Source organism: Chryseobacterium luquanense (assembly GCF_026460945.1).
GTDB lineage: Bacteria > Bacteroidota > Bacteroidia > Flavobacteriales > Weeksellaceae > Chryseobacterium > Chryseobacterium luquanense.
In genome coordinates this window covers 120,676-138,289 of sequence record NZ_JAOVZV010000002.1, presented here as the reverse complement: position 1 = coordinate 138,289, position 17,614 = coordinate 120,676, and the positions used below count along the sequence as shown (strand labels likewise).

Sequence of the window (17,614 nt, the reverse complement as noted above, 5' to 3'; positions counted from 1 at the left end):
GTAAAGACTAATTGGCTGTCTTTTAACCTTAAAAGTTTTCCACAATTACATGAAACTCCCTTTGCTATTGGATTATAGGAACTTATCCGTCTAAAACAAATTGCTCAGGTGGATTTTAATTAAACAGATATTTATAAGTAATTGATTTTTAATTAATAATATGTTAAACAAGTGTAAAGTAAAAAGAATTTCCCAATCTTGTAACAAAACGATTGTGATGGCTACTTATAGGGTATAAAAACATCCAAAGCTTAATGTTAGTAATTCAGGATCTACATAAATCATACGATACGGGAAAGAGTAAACTGCACGTTCTCAAAGGAATTAACCTTAATATTTCTGAAGGTGAATTTGTCTCTATTATGGGAAGTTCTGGCTCCGGAAAATCAACTTTATTGAATATTATCGGAATTCTGGATGAAAAAGATTCAGGAGTCTATGAGTTGGACGGAATTCCCATAGAACATCTAAATGAAGTGAAAGCTGCAGAATATCGCTCCAAATTTTTAGGTTTTGTCTTCCAGTCTTTCAATTTAATTGGATATAAAACAGCAATAGAAAATGTTGCACTTCCTTTATATTATCAAAATGTTTCCAGAAAAGAAAGAAACGAAAAAGCATTAGAATATCTTGAAAAAGTAGGATTGGCACAATGGGCAAATCATTTACCCAACGAATTGTCTGGTGGACAAAAACAAAGGGTTGCCATTGCAAGAGCTTTAATAACTGATCCAAAAGTGGTTTTAGCAGATGAGCCAACCGGAGCACTAGATTCAAAAACGACCCACGATATTATGAAATTGCTTCAGGATATCAATAACGAAGGAAAAACCATTATCGTAGTAACTCACGAAAACGATGTCGCCGCACAAACGAAAAGAAACGTCATTTTACGTGACGGAATTATTGAGAGTGATGAGTTTATAAAGCAGATTGTGCTGTAAAGGTGAATTGTGAATGGTCAATTTTTGCTTCGCAAGTGAATTTTAAATGCGATTATTTACAATTATCAAGTAAACACAAGTGAATTTTAAAAAGAGAAAAAATGTTTTTAAATCTTCCAGGTGAAGAAAAATTTAATTTAACAGATCAGATACGGTGAGCTTCAACTTCAGTAGTTTTAAATATTACCGAAGGATGCTCTAGAAAATCTGAAATTGAAGAAAAAGATATTTTGAAATTTCAAGAGGCTCAGTAATAGAATTGGATTCTTGTTTTGATATAATTATTGAATCTGAATATCTTAACCTAGTTGATGTGGAAAAAGTAGGAGCTAAACTAAAAATAACATTTATCCTTTTGAGTGGAATGTTGAAATAATGAATTGTAAATAGTCAATTGTGAATTTGAATAAGGCAAAAATTGACATTAAAATAATTGACTTGCGAAGCAAAATTCACTGCAAAGCAAATTGACTTTTTTACAAAGTAAAAAACAAATATATGTTTGACCTAGATCGTTGGCAGGAAATATTCAGTTCGATTCGCAGTAATGTATTGCGAACGGTGCTTTCGGGTTTTACCGTGGCTTTGGGGCTGTTTATTTTTATTGTTCTTTTCGGAATCGGAAGTGGTTTAAAAAATGCTTTTACAGAAGGTTTTGCACGAGATGCTCAAAACTTGATTACCATTTATTCGGGGAAAACAACGATTGCTTACAATGGTTTGCAATCTGACCGTACCGTGACGATGAATAATGAAGATTATGATTTCTTAGTGAATAATGATAAGGAAAAAGTAGGGTATTCTACGCCGAGATACACCGCTAATTTGATGGTGAAGTATGGTAAGGAAAGCGGTTCCTATCAAATCAACGGAGCCGATCCTGAAGAAAAATACATCGAAAACAGAAAAATGTTGGAAGGCCGTTATCTTTCATCCATGGATTTGGTACGCAAACAAAACGTAGCGGTTGTCGGTAGAATGGTGCAAAGGGATTTAATAAAAAACGGAAGTCCAGTAGGTAAAGATTTGGATATTAACGGAACGATGTTCAAGGTTATCGGAGTGTTTTCTGATGATGGTGGAGATAATGATGAGCGACATATTACAATTCCTATTACCACTTTACAGCAGATGAAAAAAGGTTCGGATACGATAAGTACAGCATACATTGCTTATAATGAAAATCTAACTCCGGAACAGGCAATAAAATATGGCGATAAACTGAAAGACGGTCTTAAAGCCCGAAAAAATGTTTCTCCAGACGATGAAAATGGAATTCGTGTTTGGAACAACGCTAAAAATATGAATGAAACTTTCATGTTTATGGCGGTTCTTACAGGGATTGTAACGTTCATTGGATTAGGAACTTTGTTGGCAGGAATTATTGGGATCAGCAACATCATGGTTTACATCGTTAAAGAAAGAACCAAAGAAATCGGAGTGCGAAAAGCAATCGGAGCGAAACCGGGAAGTATTGTCGCCTTGATTGTTCAGGAAAGTGTTGTTATCACGGTTGTTTCAGGATTTGTAGGGGTAGGATTGGGCGTTTTAGCTTTACATTTAATAGGAGATAATTTAGAAGAATATTTTATTAAAAATCCAAGTGTGGGGTGGTATGAAATTATCGCAGCGTTCATCGCTTTGGTCATCTCTGGATTGATTGCAGGATTTGTCCCGGCTTACAGAGCTTCGAAAATTAAACCGATTGAAGCATTGAGAACAGAATAGCAAATAGTGAATAGTCAGTTTTGCTTCGCAAGTGAATTTTAAAGAATTAAAATTCACAATTGATTCGGAGAAATTGATAATTCACTTGTAGAAATTCACATTGAAAATAATTGACTAGCGAAGCAAAATTCACTTTTACAAAGTAAAAAATTGACATTTTAAAGATGAACATTTTATTTAAAAAAGATACATGGCAGGAGATTTATTATTCACTGAAGAATAATAAGCTTCGTACGTTTCTTACCATGATTGGCGTGGGTTGGGGAATGTTCCTTTATGTGGTTTTACTGGGTTCTGCAAAAGGGATGGAAAATGGTTTTGATAAATTATTTTCAGGTTTTGCAACCAATTCTATTTTTCTTTGGGCACAGAATACTTCCATTCCTTACGAAGGTTTTCCAAAAGGAAGAGCGATGGATCTGAAACTTCAGGATGTCGAAATGCTGCAACGAAAAATTAACGAAATTGATTATATCTCTCCAAAAAATTCAAGAGGTAATTTTGGAAGTGCAGGAGAACAAATGTCCAGAAACGGAAAGACCGCGACCTATACTTTGAATGGAGATTATCCGATTGGAAATAAAATTTCAGAAAAAAAACTGATTTACGGAAGGTATTTGAATGATGCCGATGTTTCAGGAAATAAAAGTGTGGCGGTTATTGGTGAAGAGGTTTACAAAAACTTTTTTGATGCTAAAAAGAATGAAAATCCGATTGGGAAATCAATCAACGTAAAAGGTATTTTCTTTAATGTAATCGGAGTTTTCAGAGTGAAAAGAGGTGGTGGAATGGATAATGATCAAACGGTTTTTATCCCGCTTTCTACATTTACGAAAATTTATAATGACGGTGATAATGTAGATGTTTTTGCGATTGTAAGTAAACCTAATGCAGATGTAAATTTAGTGGAAGATAAAGTAAAAGCCGAACTGAAAAAGAAAAATAAGGTTTCTCCGGAAGATACTAATGCTTTTGGAAGTTTTAACCTTGGAAAGGAATTTAAAAAACTGACAGGGTTTTTAACCGGAATGCAGCTTTTAACCATCATTGTAGGAACCTTAACTATTCTTGCAGGAGTAATTGCTATTTCAAATATTCTATTGATTACGGTAAAAGAAAGAACCAAAGAAATTGGCATCAGAAGGGCTTTAGGTGCGAAACCTTCAGAAGTGAGAAATCAGATTTTGCTGGAAAGTGTGGTGATTACCTTAAGTTCGGGTTTGCTGGGATTTATCTTCGGTATTTTTGTGTTGATGATTTTTAATGGACTCACTCAAAATCAGGATGAGTTCCCTTTTTATAATCCGACCGTCAATTACGGAAATGTTTTTAGCGCCATGACGGTAATGGTGATTCTAGGCTTAATTATCGGAATGATTCCGGCACAAAGAGCCGTGAAAATCCGCCCAATTGAAGCATTAAGAAGCGAATAGAGTTATGAATTATGAGTTAAGATTTAAAATGATCGAACAAGAATTTATAAATCTCTTAATTTCTGAATCTAAAAATTAATTTAATTAAAAAAATAAAAAATTACATATGAAAAAGAAGTTCACCTGGAAAAAAGTTGTTTATATACTTTTAGGACTTTTATTGGCATGGGCTTTATTTGCAGGAATCAGCTATCTTGTAAAATCAAATTCCACACAAAGCGAAGCTTTCCTTACGAGAAAACCGTCTATTCAGAATATGGAAGACAAGGTAATGGCGACAGGGAAAATTGTTCCGAAAGAGGAAATTGAAATTAAACCAAACATTGCAGGAATTATCGATAAAATTCTGGTGGATGAAGGAGATAGAGTAGAAGTGGGACAATTGATTGCAACGGTGAAAATTATTCCAAACATTGCAGAAGTAAATAGTGCAACACAAAATGTTCAGAATTCACAGCTGCAAATAAGCAATGCAAAAATGAATGTTTCAAATGCACAAACTCAATTTGCGATGTCAGAAAAACTGTACAAACAAGGGGTAATTTCTAAGCAGGAATATTTGACGGCTCAACAGCAATTATATACGCAGCAGCAAGCGTTGAAAAATGCTAATCAGCAATTGATAACTGCACAAAAATCTTTACAGATTGTTAAAACCGGTGCTATTCCTGAATTGCAGGGCTTGGCAACAACACAGATTCGATCAAAAGCTGCAGGAACTGTTCTTGAAGTTCCCGTAAAAGTGGGAAGTCAGGTAATTGAAGCGAATTCATTCAACGCAGGAACAACGATTTGTTCAATCGCAGATTTAAATTCATTAATTTTCCAAGGTGAAATTGATGAAGCTCAAGCTGGAAAACTAAAGCAGGGAATGGATATGAAAATCGTTATCGGAGCTTTACAGAATAAATCTTTTCCCGGAACATTGACAATGATTGCTCCAAAAGGAAAAGATACCAACGGAACGATAAAATTCCCGGTGGAAGGTGATGTGAAAAATCCAAATAACGAATACATCAGAGCCGGATTTTCAGCAAATGGAGAAATTGTAATGAGCTCTCAGAAAAATGCTTTGCTTTTGGATGAATCCTTGGTTCAGTATGAAAAGAAAAACGGTAAAGACGTTCCTTTTGTTGAGGTGAAACAAAAAGACGGAAAATTCAAGAAAACGTATGTGAAATTGGGTGCAAGCGACGGAATTAATGTGCAGATTCTCTCAGGAATCGATAAAAACGCAGATGTAAAAGTGTGGAATCCTTCTGATAAAGACAAAGAAGAGTTGAAAGAAAAAGCGAAGAAATAAATTTAGAAAGAATTTAATTTAAATTTCGGCGAAAAGATATGAAGAAGATATTATCTTTTTTGATGCTCAGTCTGATGGCTACTTTGTGTTTTGCTCAGTCAAATAACTACAAAACTGCATTCGATGTTTTTCAGAATGATTATAATTCCGGGAGATACGAAAACATTTTTAATAGTTTCTCCCCTGAAATGCAAAAAGCATTACCTCTTGAAGATACAAAACAGTTTTTATCAGGATTAAAACAGCAGGTTGGCGCCATTCAAAGTAAAGAATTTGTCAATAATCAGCAAACGTATGCTAATTACAAAACCAAATTTGAGAGAGCTGTTTTGTCGGTGAATATTTCTTTAGATGACAAAAATAAAATCAACGGATTTTTTGTAAAACCTTTTGAAGAGCCAAAAGAAAATAAAGCTGTTACGAATAACAAAACGGTAAATGCATTAAAAAACTTTCCTGAAAAAATTAGTGAAAGTATATTCCTAAAGGTCAAAGATTTTCCGAATAATACTCAGGTTTCAATAGCTTTTATTGAAAATGGAAAAACCAGTTTTTATGGAATTATCAAACGAAATGATTCGGTAAAAAGCGTTTCAAATCAAAATCAAGTTTTTGAAATAGGTTCTCTTACGAAAGCTTTTACGGCAACGGTTTTGGCTTCATTGGTTGAGGATAAAAAGATTAATTTAAACGATAATATAAATTCTTATTATGCTTTTAGATTTAAAGATAATATAAAACTCAAATTTGAAAGTTTAGCCAATCATACTTCCGGTTTGCCGCGCTTACCAGATAATTTGAATGCATCAAACGAAAAAAATCCGTATAAAAATTACGGTAAAAGTGATATTGAGAGTTATCTTAAAAACAATTTGAAATTAGAAAATAATCCTCAAAAATATGAATATTCTAATTTGGGTGCAGGATTATTGGGTTACACATTGGGTCTGAGTCAGAAAACAACATTTCAGAAATTACTGCAGAAAAGAATCTTCGATCAATATAAAATGAACAATTCTTATACGAGTTCACAAAACCTGAGAGATCAATTGGTTTCCGGACTCAACACAGATGGAAAAGAAGTTCCTAATTGGGATTTTGATGCTTTATTTGGCGGCGGCGGAATTTTATCGACCACGGAAGACTTGTCAAAATTTGTACAGGCTCAGTTCAATCCGAAAAATGTAGTACTGGCATTAACAAGAAAACCAAGTTTTACGATTAATGAAAAGATGAAAATCGGGTTGGGATGGCATATTTTAAAAAGCAAAAATAAGGAAGAGTTTTTGTGGCATAACGGTGGAACCGGAGGGTATTCTTCATCCTTAGCTTTTAATACTGAAAATAAAAATGCAGTTATTATTTTATCAAATATTTCGGCTTTCAATCCCAAAATGGGAAATATTGATCAGCTTTGTTTTGAACTGATGAATGTCGCTGAAGGAAAATAACGTTTAGAAGTTATCTGAAAACATAAAAAGAGTCCGTACACATTACCAATGTACGGACTCTTTTATTTTGTGTAATGATGAACATTAAATATTAACTCAAAAACTTGATTTCTTTATCTTTAAAATCATTTTTCTCCACAATTTTATTCATCGTGGTCATCATTTTTCTGCGAAGCTTAGCTAATTTTCTGATGTTTTTATCTTCGCTGTAATCAAAAATATTGTCTTTAAAACTGAATGTATCGCCATCTTTAAACTCAATTTTACTTTTCTTTAGTTCTCCTAAAAGCATAAGATTAGTCATGCTTTCAAGAATATAATGTTCAGATTGACCTAGAGATTTCAAAGAGTTGATTAGTTGCTTTTTATATTTTTTCTTTCCCATAACTCAGACTATTTTTTTTCTTTTTAAGATTTATACAAATATATCTTTTTCATTAAAAACTATCATTGTTTAAACCCAACTTTTACTAAATTTTATGATTTTAAATATTATTTGAAGATTAATTTCTCTGCTATATTTTATTATCGTAATATTGCAATGTTAAAATAATTTATGGGACTTACAAAAACAGAAATTTTTACCGCAAAACAAAACAGATTAGCAACCCTTTTCAAAGTTTTAGGGCATCCTGCCAGAATTGCAATTTTGCAACATATCATCAATCAAAAAGCTTGTATTTGTAATGATCTGGTAGAGGAATTGGGTTTGGCTCAGGCAACAATTTCCCAACATTTAAAAGAGCTGAAAAATATCGGCATCATCAAAGGCTCCATTGAAGGAAAATCAGTTTGTTATTGTATTGATGATAATATTTGGAACAGTGTGGAAGATGAATTAACTTCATTTTTCAATCAGGATACTCAGTCAAAAACTTGCTGTTAAAAAGCATTTTTTTTAATAATTATAATCGTTATATAGCAATATTACAATAAATATAAATTAATCATAAATATGAAATTATCAGCTATCAAAGAAATATTACCAACTCTGGATAATGTAGAATTTCAATTGGAAAACGGGAATTTTGTTCCGGAACATTTTCATGTGACAGAAGTGGGAATGATTACTAAAAATTTCATCGATTGCGGAGGTGTGGTTCGCTCAGAAAAAGTAATCAATTTCCAACTATGGAATGCTGATGATTTTGAACATCGTCTGAAACCCGAAAAACTTTTAAAAATCATTCAACTTTCCGAAGAAAAATTAGGTATTAAAGATTTTGAAATCGAAGTAGAATACCAATCTGAAACTGTTGGAAAATATAATTTGGATTTCAAGGGAAAGCATTTCGTTTTAAAAAATAAAACAACAGCTTGTTTAGCTCAAGAAGCTTGTGGAATTTCTAATGAAAAGCCCAAATTAAATCTTAATGAGTTAAGAAATAATACCGAATTTTCCTGTAATCCAAAATCAGGATGTTGCTAAATGAAAAACTTAATCATTAAATATAAAAAACCTTTAATCATCACCTCATCAGTAATTATTTTGCAGATGATTTTCGGGTTTGATCCTAAATTTTGTATCATTAATATCATTTGGTTACTCGTTTAAATATGAAAAAGAGAATATTAGTACTTTGTACAGGAAACAGTTGTAGAAGCCAGATTGCACATGGCTTTTTAAAAAGTTTTGCCGGAGATAAAGCAGAAATTTATAGTGCAGGAATAGAAACTCACGGAGTCAATCCAAAAGCAATCAAAACAATGATGGAAGAAGGAATTGATATTTCGCATCATACTTCCGACAATATTGATGAATATAAAAATGTGGATTTTGATTTTGTGATGACGGTTTGTGATAATGCCAAAGAAAACTGTCCGTATTTTCCTACTACTGCAAAAGTATTTCATCATAATTTTTCAGATCCTGCGAAAGCTCAGGGAACGGAAGAAGAAATCGATGAGCAATTCAAGATAATAACAGATGAAATTAAAATGTACTGTAAAGAATTTGTTAATCAGAATTTATAATTTTAAAATTTATACTTATAATAAATACTTTCAAAAAATAAAAATCATGAGAATGAATAATGTATTCTACATGAAATTCCGTAATTTTGACATTCAAAATCTAAAAATCTAAAAGTAAATGGACATTATTTTTGACCTTATCGAAAAAGAAAGAGAGAGACAATCCCACGGATTAGAACTTATTGCTTCAGAAAACTTTGTTTCTGAAAATGTAATGAAAGCGATGGGAAGTGTACTTACAAATAAATATGCAGAAGGATATCCCGGGAAAAGATATTACGGAGGTTGTGAAGTGGTAGATGAGGTTGAAACGTTGGCAATAGAAAGAGCAAAACAGCTTTTCGGTGTTGATTATGTAAATGTTCAGCCGCATTCTGGTTCTCAAGCAAATGCTGCAATTTATTTGGCAGTTTTAAAGCCTGGAGATAAAATCATGGGGATGGATCTTTCAATGGGAGGTCACCTTACTCACGGTTCTGCAGTGAATTTCTCTGGAATTCAGTACGATGTCGTTTCTTACGGAGTGCAGCAGGAAACTGGTTTGATTGATTATGACCAAATGAGAGAAGTAGCGTTAAGAGAAAGACCAAAAATGTTAATTGCAGGTTTCTCGGCATATTCAAGAGATTTAGATTATGCAAAATTCAGAGAGGTTGCAGACGAAATAGGAGCGACACTTTGGGCAGATATTGCACACCCTGCAGGTTTGGTAGCTAAAGGATTATTAAATTCTCCATTCGAACACTGTCATGTTGTTACAACAACGACTCATAAGACTCTTAGAGGTCCAAGAGGTGGAATGATCATGATGGGAAAAGATTTTGAAAATACTTACGGACATAAAACTCCAAAAGGAGAAATCAAACAGATGAGTCAGGTTCTTGACGGGGCTGTTTTTCCTGGAATTCAGGGAGGTCCGTTAGAGCACGTAATTGCAGGTAAAGCGGTTGCGTTTGCTGAGGCAATTGATGATAAATTTTTAACGTATGCAAAACAGGTTAAATCTAATGCTCAGGCTTTATCAAAAGCAATGATCAGTAACGGGTTTGATATTGTAAGCGGCGGAACAGATAATCACCTGATGTTGGTAGACCTTAGAAATAAAGGCGTAAACGGAAAAGAAACTGAAAAAGCTTTGGTAAAAGCAGACATTACTTGTAATAAAAACATGGTTCCTTTTGATGATAAATCTCCGTTCACTACTTCTGGTATCAGATTAGGAACTGCAGCGATTACCACAAGAGGTCTTAAAGAAAATGATATGGAAACAATAGCAGGATTAATTTCTGAAGTTGTTGATAATATTAAAAATGAAGAAGTAATTTCTGAAGTTAGAAAAAAAGTAAACGGATTGATGGAAGGAAAAGCTTTGTTCAATTACTAATCAGCTATTGGCTTTTTAGCTTTAAATAAATCAAATAATATAAAGAGGTACAAATTATTTTGTGCCTCTTTTTAATAAATAGTAATTTTAATTACTCATTACTCATTACTCATTACTCATTACTCATTACTCATCATATAATTATGCAGTCGGAAAAAAAACTTTTCACCTTTGAAGAAACTAAACAAAAGTTAGTTAATTATTGTGTTTATCAGGATCGTTGTCATGCTGAGGTAGAACAAAAAATGCGGGAGTTCGTTTTAATTCCTGAAGCAAAGGAAGAAATTCTTCTGTATTTAATGAAAGAAAATTATCTGAATGAAGAACGTTTCACCCGAAGCTATATTCGCGGAAAATTTTATATAAAAAGCTGGGGTAAGACGAAGATAAAGATGCACTTAAAACAAAAAGGAATTACTGAAAAACTAATCTCTAGCTGTTTTGATGAAATTGATGAAAATGATTATTTAAAAATAATAAATAAGATATACGAAAATTATGATGGTAAATTGAAAGGATTGCAGAATTATCAAAAAAAATCCAAGACTATTAAATATCTTCTAAGCAGAGGCTTCGAATATGAGGCTATTTTGCAAGTAATTGAAAATTAACATATATGTAATTTTAACATTCATTAATATTTTTTAGATTTGTCAGACGAAAAAAATAATTTATATGAATTTAAAACTACAAAAATTGTCAAAGATGTTAATGGCATTTTTGATGGCTCTATTCTCGGTTTGGGGATGGGGGCAAACCGTGACACTTCCTCACACTAGAACAACATGGGATTCTTCGCCTACAGGTTGGACTGATTCACCCATTAAAACCTATTTAACTACTTTTGCGTGCTCGGGTAGTAATGGTGCTAGATTTGACGCTACAGGAGATTCGAAAATAGTACGTTTAGATTCTACGCCTGACAAATTATCTTTTGTTGTAAAATCTAATGCTACTACAAGCTCATCTTTATTAGTTCAAGAATCAAGCGACGGAACAAATTATACTACAGTAGTAAATTTGATTGGAACTGCTGATTTACCTACATCATGTACGGTAAAAGGTGATTACCAATTGGACTCTACTACAAGATATGTAAAATGGACTTTTACGAGAGGTAATCAAAATATGACAATGGATGATGTTTCTATTACTAAACTAACATCACCAACCCTTTCGGCTTCTGGTAGTTTTATAGATTTTACATATGTAGAAGGTAATGGACCGTCTATAAATCAGTCAGTTTCAGTTTCTGGAGTGAATTTAAATGTTAACGGAGTTACAGTTTCGGCTTCCTCTAATTTTGAAGTTTCTTTAGACGGTACATCTTATGCGCCTAGTCAAATACTGTCTTATTCTAATGGTACATTTACAAATCAGAACGTATATGCTCGTTTAATAAGTGGACTTACTGCAGGTACTTATTCTGGAAGCATTACGATTTCGGGAGGAGGTGCAACAAATGTTGTGAAAGCAGTAGCTGGACAAGTTGCATTTCCTGTTTCTGCTGTCTCAAATAATGCAGCTTTCGGAACTGTTTCAGTCTCAAATAATATAATTACAGCTATTCCCGCAGCGGGATATACATATGCTACACCAGCATACTCAATTATCAGTGGTGCGGCAGCTGTATCTCAAAATGGGAATCAATTTACAGTAACACCAAGTGCTGTTACACAGGTTCAAATTAATTTTGAAGCAAAACCCAACTTTACTTTATCATTAATTAATAATACAGTTGCTTATTCAAATTCTAATTTTCCTTTTATAACATACGAAGGAAATACAATTTCTTTACCTACTCTACCAAGTTGCGGAAATCTTATTTTTGCAGGTTGGGGGACTAATGCAAATACTACTTCTGCTCCACAGTACTTAGGTGGAAGCACATATACAACAACAGCAGCTAATGTAACTTTATATGCTGTATATCAGTTAACAACAGGCACTCCTGCTGTTACGTATTCATACGGATTTGAGGATGCGGACACTGGATGGACTTCGGGAGCAACAAAATCAAGCACTGAAGCTAAAACAGGAAGTTTTTCTGGTAGGATTAATAGTAATACAGTGCCTACTCAATTTAATAATTTGGTTTCTTCTCCTACTTCAATCTCGTTTTCATTTTTGAGGACATCCACCAATACAAATACTAATATTCAGGTAGAGGTTTCAACAAACAGTACCAATTGGACAACTGTTGCAACTTATCCTATGAATGAGTTTATAAATGGGACTTGGACTGAAAAAACAACTTCTTTATCAGCTTATCAGAACGTTTATGTCCGCTTGTTATATAATGGAACGACTGCAGTTAGGTATCTTGATGATATTAAGCTGGTTTCAGGAGGATTTACAACAACTTACACAACAACTACACCTTGTGGAGCTAATGCTACAATTTGGGATGGTACAGTTTGGTCAAATGGTACTCCTTCTTCAACTCTTGATGCTTATATCTCAAGTAATTATACAGGAAATGGATTTACAGCACAATCAATGACTGTTAATCAAAGTACAACACTTACAATCAATTCAGGTCAAACGTTTACGACAGGAAACATGACCAACAATGGTAATATTATTGTAAATGACGGGGGTAACTTTGTTCAGACGGTTGGAGGAACTTATACGGCAGGAACTGGAGCATCATTTGTTGCAAACAGAAACAGCGCAAGTCCTGCAACGAAGTATGTATTCTGGTCTTCTCCGATAACTGATGAAAATTTATATACAGCATACTCAAATGGATCTTCTGCAACACCTCCAACTTATGTAATGACTTATGATACGGCTACAAATCTTTATCCTAATGTCACGAATGCTGATACAAGCTTTACAGGAAATGCAGGGAAAGGATATTCAGTAAAGGTACCAGCAACTAATGCAAGTGTTTCTTTTGGAGGTTCTGCTAAAATTCCTAACAACGGGAATGTAAATGTTGCTTTGAGTACAGCAAGTTTCGGATATAATCTTATTGGTAATCCGTATCCTTCTAATATCAATTTAACTGCATTCTATAATGCAAACAGTACTTTAATTGCACCAACAATGTGGTTGTGGGACAATACAACAGGAAATGTAACTACACAAACAGGCAATACAGCAGTAAATGTAGGTTATGCTACTTTCAATGGACCATCTGGAACATGGACGGAAGCTCCGAACACAACAGGATACAATAGTACAGCACTTAATGGAATCGGAGCTTTTGCTAAAATTGGGCAAGGATTTATTGTTAAGGCAATTTCTGCAGGATCTGCTACGTTTACCAATGCAATCCGTGCTTCGAATACAGCAGTTACTTTAAATAAAAATCTTAACACTATAGCAGGTAAATTCTGGGTTAAGCTAACAACATCTTACGGAAATAATGTAACTCAGGCAATCACTTACAGTCAAGGGGCTTCAGATGCTTACGATGTTTATGATTCAAAAGCGATGGGGATGGGTTCTGACGCTTTCTATAGTTTGGCAGGAACTGAAAAATTAGTAATTCAGGGTAGAGCGCCATTTAATGTAAATGATGTTGTACAGTTGGGTAACAAACATTTCGAAACTGGAAACTTTACAATTTCTTTATCTCATAAAGAAGGATTGTTTACAAATGGGCAGGAAATTTATTTACATGACAAACAGTCAGGAACTTATACAAACCTTCAGAATGGGACATATAATTTTTCAGCGAGTGCAGGAGATTTCACAGACAGATTTGAAATTGTATATAAATTAAATGTTTTATCTACAAACGAAGCTGAAAAAGGTGCTTTTGAAGTGTACAGAGATGGTGAAGACTTCGTGGTAAGAAATCATAAAAATATCCAGAGCGTTGAGGTTTTTGATGCTGCAGGTAGAAAGATTCAACAAATTACTGCAAATTCAAAATCAGTAACGGTAAAAGTTCAGGCTAAAGGAATGTATATTCTGAAAGCGGTATCTGAAGGGAAAGAATATACTCAAAAAATAATTAAATAAGAAGACGATGAAAAAGATAATAATAATGTTTTCAATGATTGTTTCTAGCATCGCTTTTGGGCAATCGACTAATCCATATGTGTATGATGAGCCGGAAATGTCAACGATGGCAGATGGAGATAATCCTGCAGGTCCTGGAGATCCAGACCCGGGGTCTGTTCCCATAGATCAATACATTCCCGTTTTATTAATGGTTGCAACTGCTTTAGCATTTGCTTACACAAATAAAAACAATACAGCGAAAAATAATTAAGAATAAAACTTAATTATATTCATCTTAATCCCCAAACATTTGCTTTGGGGATTTTTTTAGACCAGATATTAAATTTTATTAAAACAATTTTACGATTTTAATGAATGAGCTTGTTTTAATTAATTATTTTCACTTTTTTACATGAAATACACCCGTGTTTATTGATTTTTCTATAGAATGCATTGCTTTATAATTTAGGTGCTGATATAAAAATATACCAATTACTAATTTTTTTATAGAAATAATATGATTACATTTGCAAAATAAAACTAAAACACTAAAAATGTTGAATGAGAAAGCTAAATGATGCTTTTGCTACCCTTTATAACGGAGATAATATTGTGAAGCTCACAGAGCTAAGATATATACCTAGATGGATTGTTATTCTTATAGATATCTCGATCATACTGCTGTCAATACTTTTGTCATATATTTTTCTTGAGAAGCTTCATGTGAAAGTGAATTTTCCTGAGTATATTGTTCAGCAAAGGATTTTAGTCATTGCTGTTAATGTGGTGTTTATGTTTGTATTTAAAACCTACGCAGGAATTATCAGGCATTCTACTTTTTTTGATTTTTTTAAAATTATTTTATCATCCGGAAGTACTTTGATTACTTTACTGGGAATTAATTTCGCAACCGAGATCTGGTTAGGGAAATCATTGTTTTTATATCCTAACTTATTTTTATATTTCTTTATTTCGGTTTCCATCATGTTTTTTTTCAGGATGTTTACCAAACAGTTTTTTAATATTTTGATCGACTTCAAAGGCTCAACATCAAAAGTACGAATAGCTGTAGTTGGAGTGGGGGATGCTTCTATTTCTTTGGCAAGAGCCATTTTACATAATCCTAATTATCCTTATCGTTTAGAGGGTTTTCTTACAAAAAGATCAGATTCTCATAAAGCACTTCTCTTAGGTCATAAAATTTATAATATAGATAAGTTTTTTGGTGATAAAAATTTGGTCAGTCAGTTTGATGCCGTTTTGATTATAAAAGAGATCATGACGAAACAGGAGCTGGAAGAATGGATGACTTGCGCATTGGATAATGGACTTAAAGTTTTAAAAGCACCTACAGTAAGTAAAATGCGGGATTCAGACTTAGTGGGCGGGATTCGTCAGCTTCAGATTGAAGATCTGTTAAATCGTAAACCTATTAAAATTGAAAATGAAGATATTAAAAAAAGACATTTTCAGAAAAGTGTTTTAGTAACGGGAGGGGCAGGTTCTATTGGGAGTGAAATTGTAAGACAGGTTGCTCAGTTTAATCCTTCCCTAATTGTTGTATTGGATCAGGCGGAATCTCCTTTATATGAACTAGAACTGGAATTATTGGAAAAGTTTCCGGATCAGAAATTCAAGTTTGTTTTGGCGGATATCTCAAACAGCTACAGGCTGGAAAAAATTTTTGAGATCTACCAGTTTTCGATGGTGTATCATGCGGCAGCATACAAGCATGTACCTTTGATCGAAGAAAACCCGCACGAAGCGATTTTCGTCAATGTGTTGGGAACCAAAAATTTGGCGTTACTTTCTAAAAAATATAAAGTGAACCGTTTTGTAATGGTTTCTACAGATAAAGCGGTTAATCCGACCAATGTAATGGGGGCTTCCAAAAGAACGGCTGAACTTTTTGTACAGTCTCTGCAGAACTCTGATAGTAATATAACAAAATTTATCACAACTCGTTTTGGGAATGTTTTGGGATCTAATGGTTCTGTTATTCCACACTTTAGAAAACAAATTGAAAAAGGCGGTCCTGTAACCATTACCCATCCTGATATTATCAGATATTTTATGACCATTCCTGAGGCTTGTGAATTGGTACTTCAGGCAGGAACAATGGGCTCAGGTGGAGAAATCTATGTGTTTGATATGGGAGAGCCTGTCAAGATTTTGGATTTAGCCAGAAGAATGATTAAACTTTCAGGGTTTACTCCGGATGTTGATATTAAGATTAAATTTATTGGTTTAAGACCGGGAGAGAAGTTGTATGAAGAATTATTAAGTAATAATGCAACAACGATTCCCACCCATCACGAAAAAATAATGATTTCTAGAGATCCTAACATTGGGTTTAATGAAATTGAAATATTATGTAAGCAGATTATTAAATCGGCTGTTAAAAGAGATAAAATACAGGTGGTAACACTTTTAAAAGCGATTGTTCCGGAATTCATTAGTAATAATTCAGAATTCGAAGCTTTAGATAAAAAAAATGATTCTCTGGATGTCATTGAATTATAAAAGCATTTTGTATTAACATATTGTAATAATAGATTTTTAATATAATTGAAAACAAGTTTTGTTTAGAAAATAATAATCCTATTTTTGTGAAAAAATTATCAAAAATGAATTTTAAGAAATATATTTTAGTTGGAGCTTTAAGTATTGCAGTATTCTCTTGTGCCCCAAGGCAGGAGATAAATTACATGCAGGACATCGATAATATTTCTTTGGACAATGCTGTTAAAAACAGCCGAAGTACATTACAGCCTGGAGATCAGTTGGTTATTACGGTTACTGCAAAAGATATGGATGTGGTAAAACCATTTAATCAGTCGTATTCTTCCACTTCAACAATTACACAATATTCTACTCCAAGCTCAAACAGTCTGCCCCAGCAGTTACCGGTTTCCGGACCTACGTATTTAGTAGACACCGATGGAAGTATTATGTTCCCGCAGATTGGAGCAGTGAGTACCAAAGGAGAAAATGTGGAGACGCTTCGCACAAAATTAGTAGACCTTATTTCAGTGTACGTGAAAAATCCAGTGGTGGATTTAAAACTAATTAATTTTAAAGTTTCAATATTGGGAGAGGTGAATAGACCTGGACAATATACCATCCCGGATGGAAGCACAACGTTGTTGGGAGCTTTGGCCTTAGCAGGAGATTCAACGCCCTACGGTATTCGAACGAATGTTTTAATTGTTAGAAATGTTGATGGACAGATTACTAAGGAAAGAGTGGACTTAACGAGTGCTCAGTTCATTAATTCACCGTATTATTACCTTAAGCAAAACGACATGATCTATGTTCAGCCCAATGCCAACAGAGAAAAGTCTGCGAGAGTAGACCCAAATACAGGATTATATATTTCGGTGGCATCGGTTATTGCTTCTTTAGTTATAGGTGTTTTAGCATTGACTAAAAATTAATTC

The 17,614-nt window shown here is 33.6% G+C and carries 15 protein-coding genes; 14 read left to right on the top strand and 1 reads right to left on the bottom strand.

Annotation, left to right across the window (positions count from 1 at the left end; all coding sequences use genetic code 11):
- Positions 1–254 precede the first annotated feature (254 nt).
- The 5 genes from OEA66_RS04105 (at position 255) to OEA66_RS04085 (ending at position 6,859) form a co-directional block, all read left to right on the top strand.
- On the top strand, positions 255–944 hold the full coding sequence (locus OEA66_RS04105; RefSeq protein WP_267264820.1) for an ABC transporter ATP-binding protein: 690 nt from the start codon (positions 255–257) through the stop codon (positions 942–944).
- A gap of 498 nt (positions 945–1,442) precedes the next feature.
- Positions 1,443–2,672 (top strand): ABC transporter permease, encoded by a 1,230-nt coding sequence (locus OEA66_RS04100; protein WP_267280187.1) that lies wholly within the window; start codon positions 1,443–1,445, stop codon positions 2,670–2,672.
- A gap of 164 nt (positions 2,673–2,836) precedes the next feature.
- The gene (locus tag OEA66_RS04095; RefSeq protein WP_267280186.1) at positions 2,837–4,105 is read left to right on the top strand and encodes an ABC transporter permease; all 1,269 of its coding nucleotides are present in this window, start codon (positions 2,837–2,839) and stop codon (positions 4,103–4,105) included.
- A gap of 106 nt (positions 4,106–4,211) precedes the next feature.
- Complete coding sequence (locus OEA66_RS04090) at positions 4,212–5,408, top strand: efflux RND transporter periplasmic adaptor subunit (protein ID WP_267280185.1); 1,197 nt, start codon at positions 4,212–4,214, stop codon at positions 5,406–5,408.
- Positions 5,409–5,446: 38 nt separating this feature from the next.
- Positions 5,447–6,859, top strand: a complete 1,413-nt coding sequence (locus OEA66_RS04085; protein WP_267280184.1) for a serine hydrolase domain-containing protein — start codon at positions 5,447–5,449, stop codon at positions 6,857–6,859.
- 91 nt (positions 6,860–6,950) lie between these two features.
- Here OEA66_RS04085 and OEA66_RS04080 read toward each other — a convergent pair whose 3' ends face one another.
- Complete coding sequence (locus OEA66_RS04080; RefSeq protein WP_267264825.1) at positions 6,951–7,244, bottom strand: hypothetical protein; 294 nt, start codon at positions 7,242–7,244, stop codon at positions 6,951–6,953.
- Between the two features lie 171 nt (positions 7,245–7,415).
- On the opposite strand from OEA66_RS04080, the gene OEA66_RS04075 reads away from it, so the two are divergent.
- From OEA66_RS04075 to OEA66_RS04035, 9 genes are all read left to right on the top strand, one after another.
- Positions 7,416–7,745 carry an ArsR/SmtB family transcription factor gene (locus OEA66_RS04075; protein WP_267280183.1) on the top strand — a complete coding sequence of 110 codons (330 nt, stop codon included), beginning with the start codon at positions 7,416–7,418 and terminating at the stop codon, positions 7,743–7,745.
- A gap of 69 nt (positions 7,746–7,814) precedes the next feature.
- Positions 7,815–8,288 carry a DUF6428 family protein gene (locus OEA66_RS04070; protein ID WP_267280182.1) on the top strand — a complete coding sequence of 158 codons (474 nt, stop codon included), beginning with the start codon at positions 7,815–7,817 and terminating at the stop codon, positions 8,286–8,288.
- Between the two features lie 128 nt (positions 8,289–8,416).
- Positions 8,417–8,833, top strand: coding sequence for an arsenate reductase ArsC (locus OEA66_RS04065; RefSeq protein WP_267280181.1), 417 nt, complete (start codon positions 8,417–8,419; stop codon positions 8,831–8,833).
- 118 nt (positions 8,834–8,951) lie between these two features.
- Positions 8,952–10,217: a serine hydroxymethyltransferase gene (glyA, locus tag OEA66_RS04060; protein ID WP_267280180.1), complete on the top strand. Its 1,266-nt coding sequence runs from the start codon at positions 8,952–8,954 to the stop codon at positions 10,215–10,217.
- Positions 10,218–10,360: 143 nt separating this feature from the next.
- Positions 10,361–10,828 (top strand): regulatory protein RecX, encoded by a 468-nt coding sequence (locus OEA66_RS04055; protein ID WP_267280179.1) that lies wholly within the window; start codon positions 10,361–10,363, stop codon positions 10,826–10,828.
- Positions 10,829–10,892: 64 nt separating this feature from the next.
- Complete coding sequence (locus OEA66_RS04050; RefSeq protein WP_267280178.1) at positions 10,893–14,192, top strand: T9SS type A sorting domain-containing protein; 3,300 nt, start codon at positions 10,893–10,895, stop codon at positions 14,190–14,192.
- Positions 14,193–14,199: 7 nt separating this feature from the next.
- On the top strand, positions 14,200–14,445 hold the full coding sequence (locus tag OEA66_RS04045; RefSeq protein ID WP_267280177.1) for an Fjoh_0651 family PID-CTERM protein: 246 nt from the start codon (positions 14,200–14,202) through the stop codon (positions 14,443–14,445).
- A 290-nt stretch (positions 14,446–14,735) separates the two neighbouring features.
- Entirely contained in the window at positions 14,736–16,697 is a 1,962-nt protein-coding gene (locus OEA66_RS04040) for a polysaccharide biosynthesis protein (protein ID WP_267280176.1), read from the top strand.
- Between the two features lie 104 nt (positions 16,698–16,801).
- On the top strand, positions 16,802–17,611 hold the full coding sequence (locus OEA66_RS04035) for a polysaccharide biosynthesis/export family protein (protein ID WP_267280175.1): 810 nt from the start codon (positions 16,802–16,804) through the stop codon (positions 17,609–17,611).
- Positions 17,612–17,614 lie beyond the last annotated feature (3 nt).

Bases quoted from the DNA above. Each gene is read 5' to 3' on its own strand.
- OEA66_RS04105 (WP_267264820.1), top strand. From the start codon at position 255: ATGTTAGTAATTCAGGATCTACATAAATCATACGATACGGGAAAGAGT.
- OEA66_RS04100 (WP_267280187.1), top strand. From the start codon at position 1,443: ATGTTTGACCTAGATCGTTGGCAGGAAATATTCAGTTCGATTCGCAGT.
- OEA66_RS04095 (WP_267280186.1), top strand. From the start codon at position 2,837: ATGAACATTTTATTTAAAAAAGATACATGGCAGGAGATTTATTATTCA.
- OEA66_RS04090 (WP_267280185.1), top strand. From the start codon at position 4,212: ATGAAAAAGAAGTTCACCTGGAAAAAAGTTGTTTATATACTTTTAGGA.
- OEA66_RS04085 (WP_267280184.1), top strand. From the start codon at position 5,447: ATGAAGAAGATATTATCTTTTTTGATGCTCAGTCTGATGGCTACTTTG.
- OEA66_RS04080 (WP_267264825.1), bottom strand. From the start codon at position 7,244: ATGGGAAAGAAAAAATATAAAAAGCAACTAATCAACTCTTTGAAATCT.
- OEA66_RS04075 (WP_267280183.1), top strand. From the start codon at position 7,416: ATGGGACTTACAAAAACAGAAATTTTTACCGCAAAACAAAACAGATTA.
- OEA66_RS04070 (WP_267280182.1), top strand. From the start codon at position 7,815: ATGAAATTATCAGCTATCAAAGAAATATTACCAACTCTGGATAATGTA.
- OEA66_RS04065 (WP_267280181.1), top strand. From the start codon at position 8,417: ATGAAAAAGAGAATATTAGTACTTTGTACAGGAAACAGTTGTAGAAGC.
- glyA (WP_267280180.1), top strand. From the start codon at position 8,952: ATGGACATTATTTTTGACCTTATCGAAAAAGAAAGAGAGAGACAATCC.
- OEA66_RS04055 (WP_267280179.1), top strand. From the start codon at position 10,361: ATGCAGTCGGAAAAAAAACTTTTCACCTTTGAAGAAACTAAACAAAAG.
- OEA66_RS04050 (WP_267280178.1), top strand. From the start codon at position 10,893: ATGAATTTAAAACTACAAAAATTGTCAAAGATGTTAATGGCATTTTTG.
- OEA66_RS04045 (WP_267280177.1), top strand. From the start codon at position 14,200: ATGAAAAAGATAATAATAATGTTTTCAATGATTGTTTCTAGCATCGCT.
- OEA66_RS04040 (WP_267280176.1), top strand. From the start codon at position 14,736: ATGAGAAAGCTAAATGATGCTTTTGCTACCCTTTATAACGGAGATAAT.
- OEA66_RS04035 (WP_267280175.1), top strand. From the start codon at position 16,802: ATGAATTTTAAGAAATATATTTTAGTTGGAGCTTTAAGTATTGCAGTA.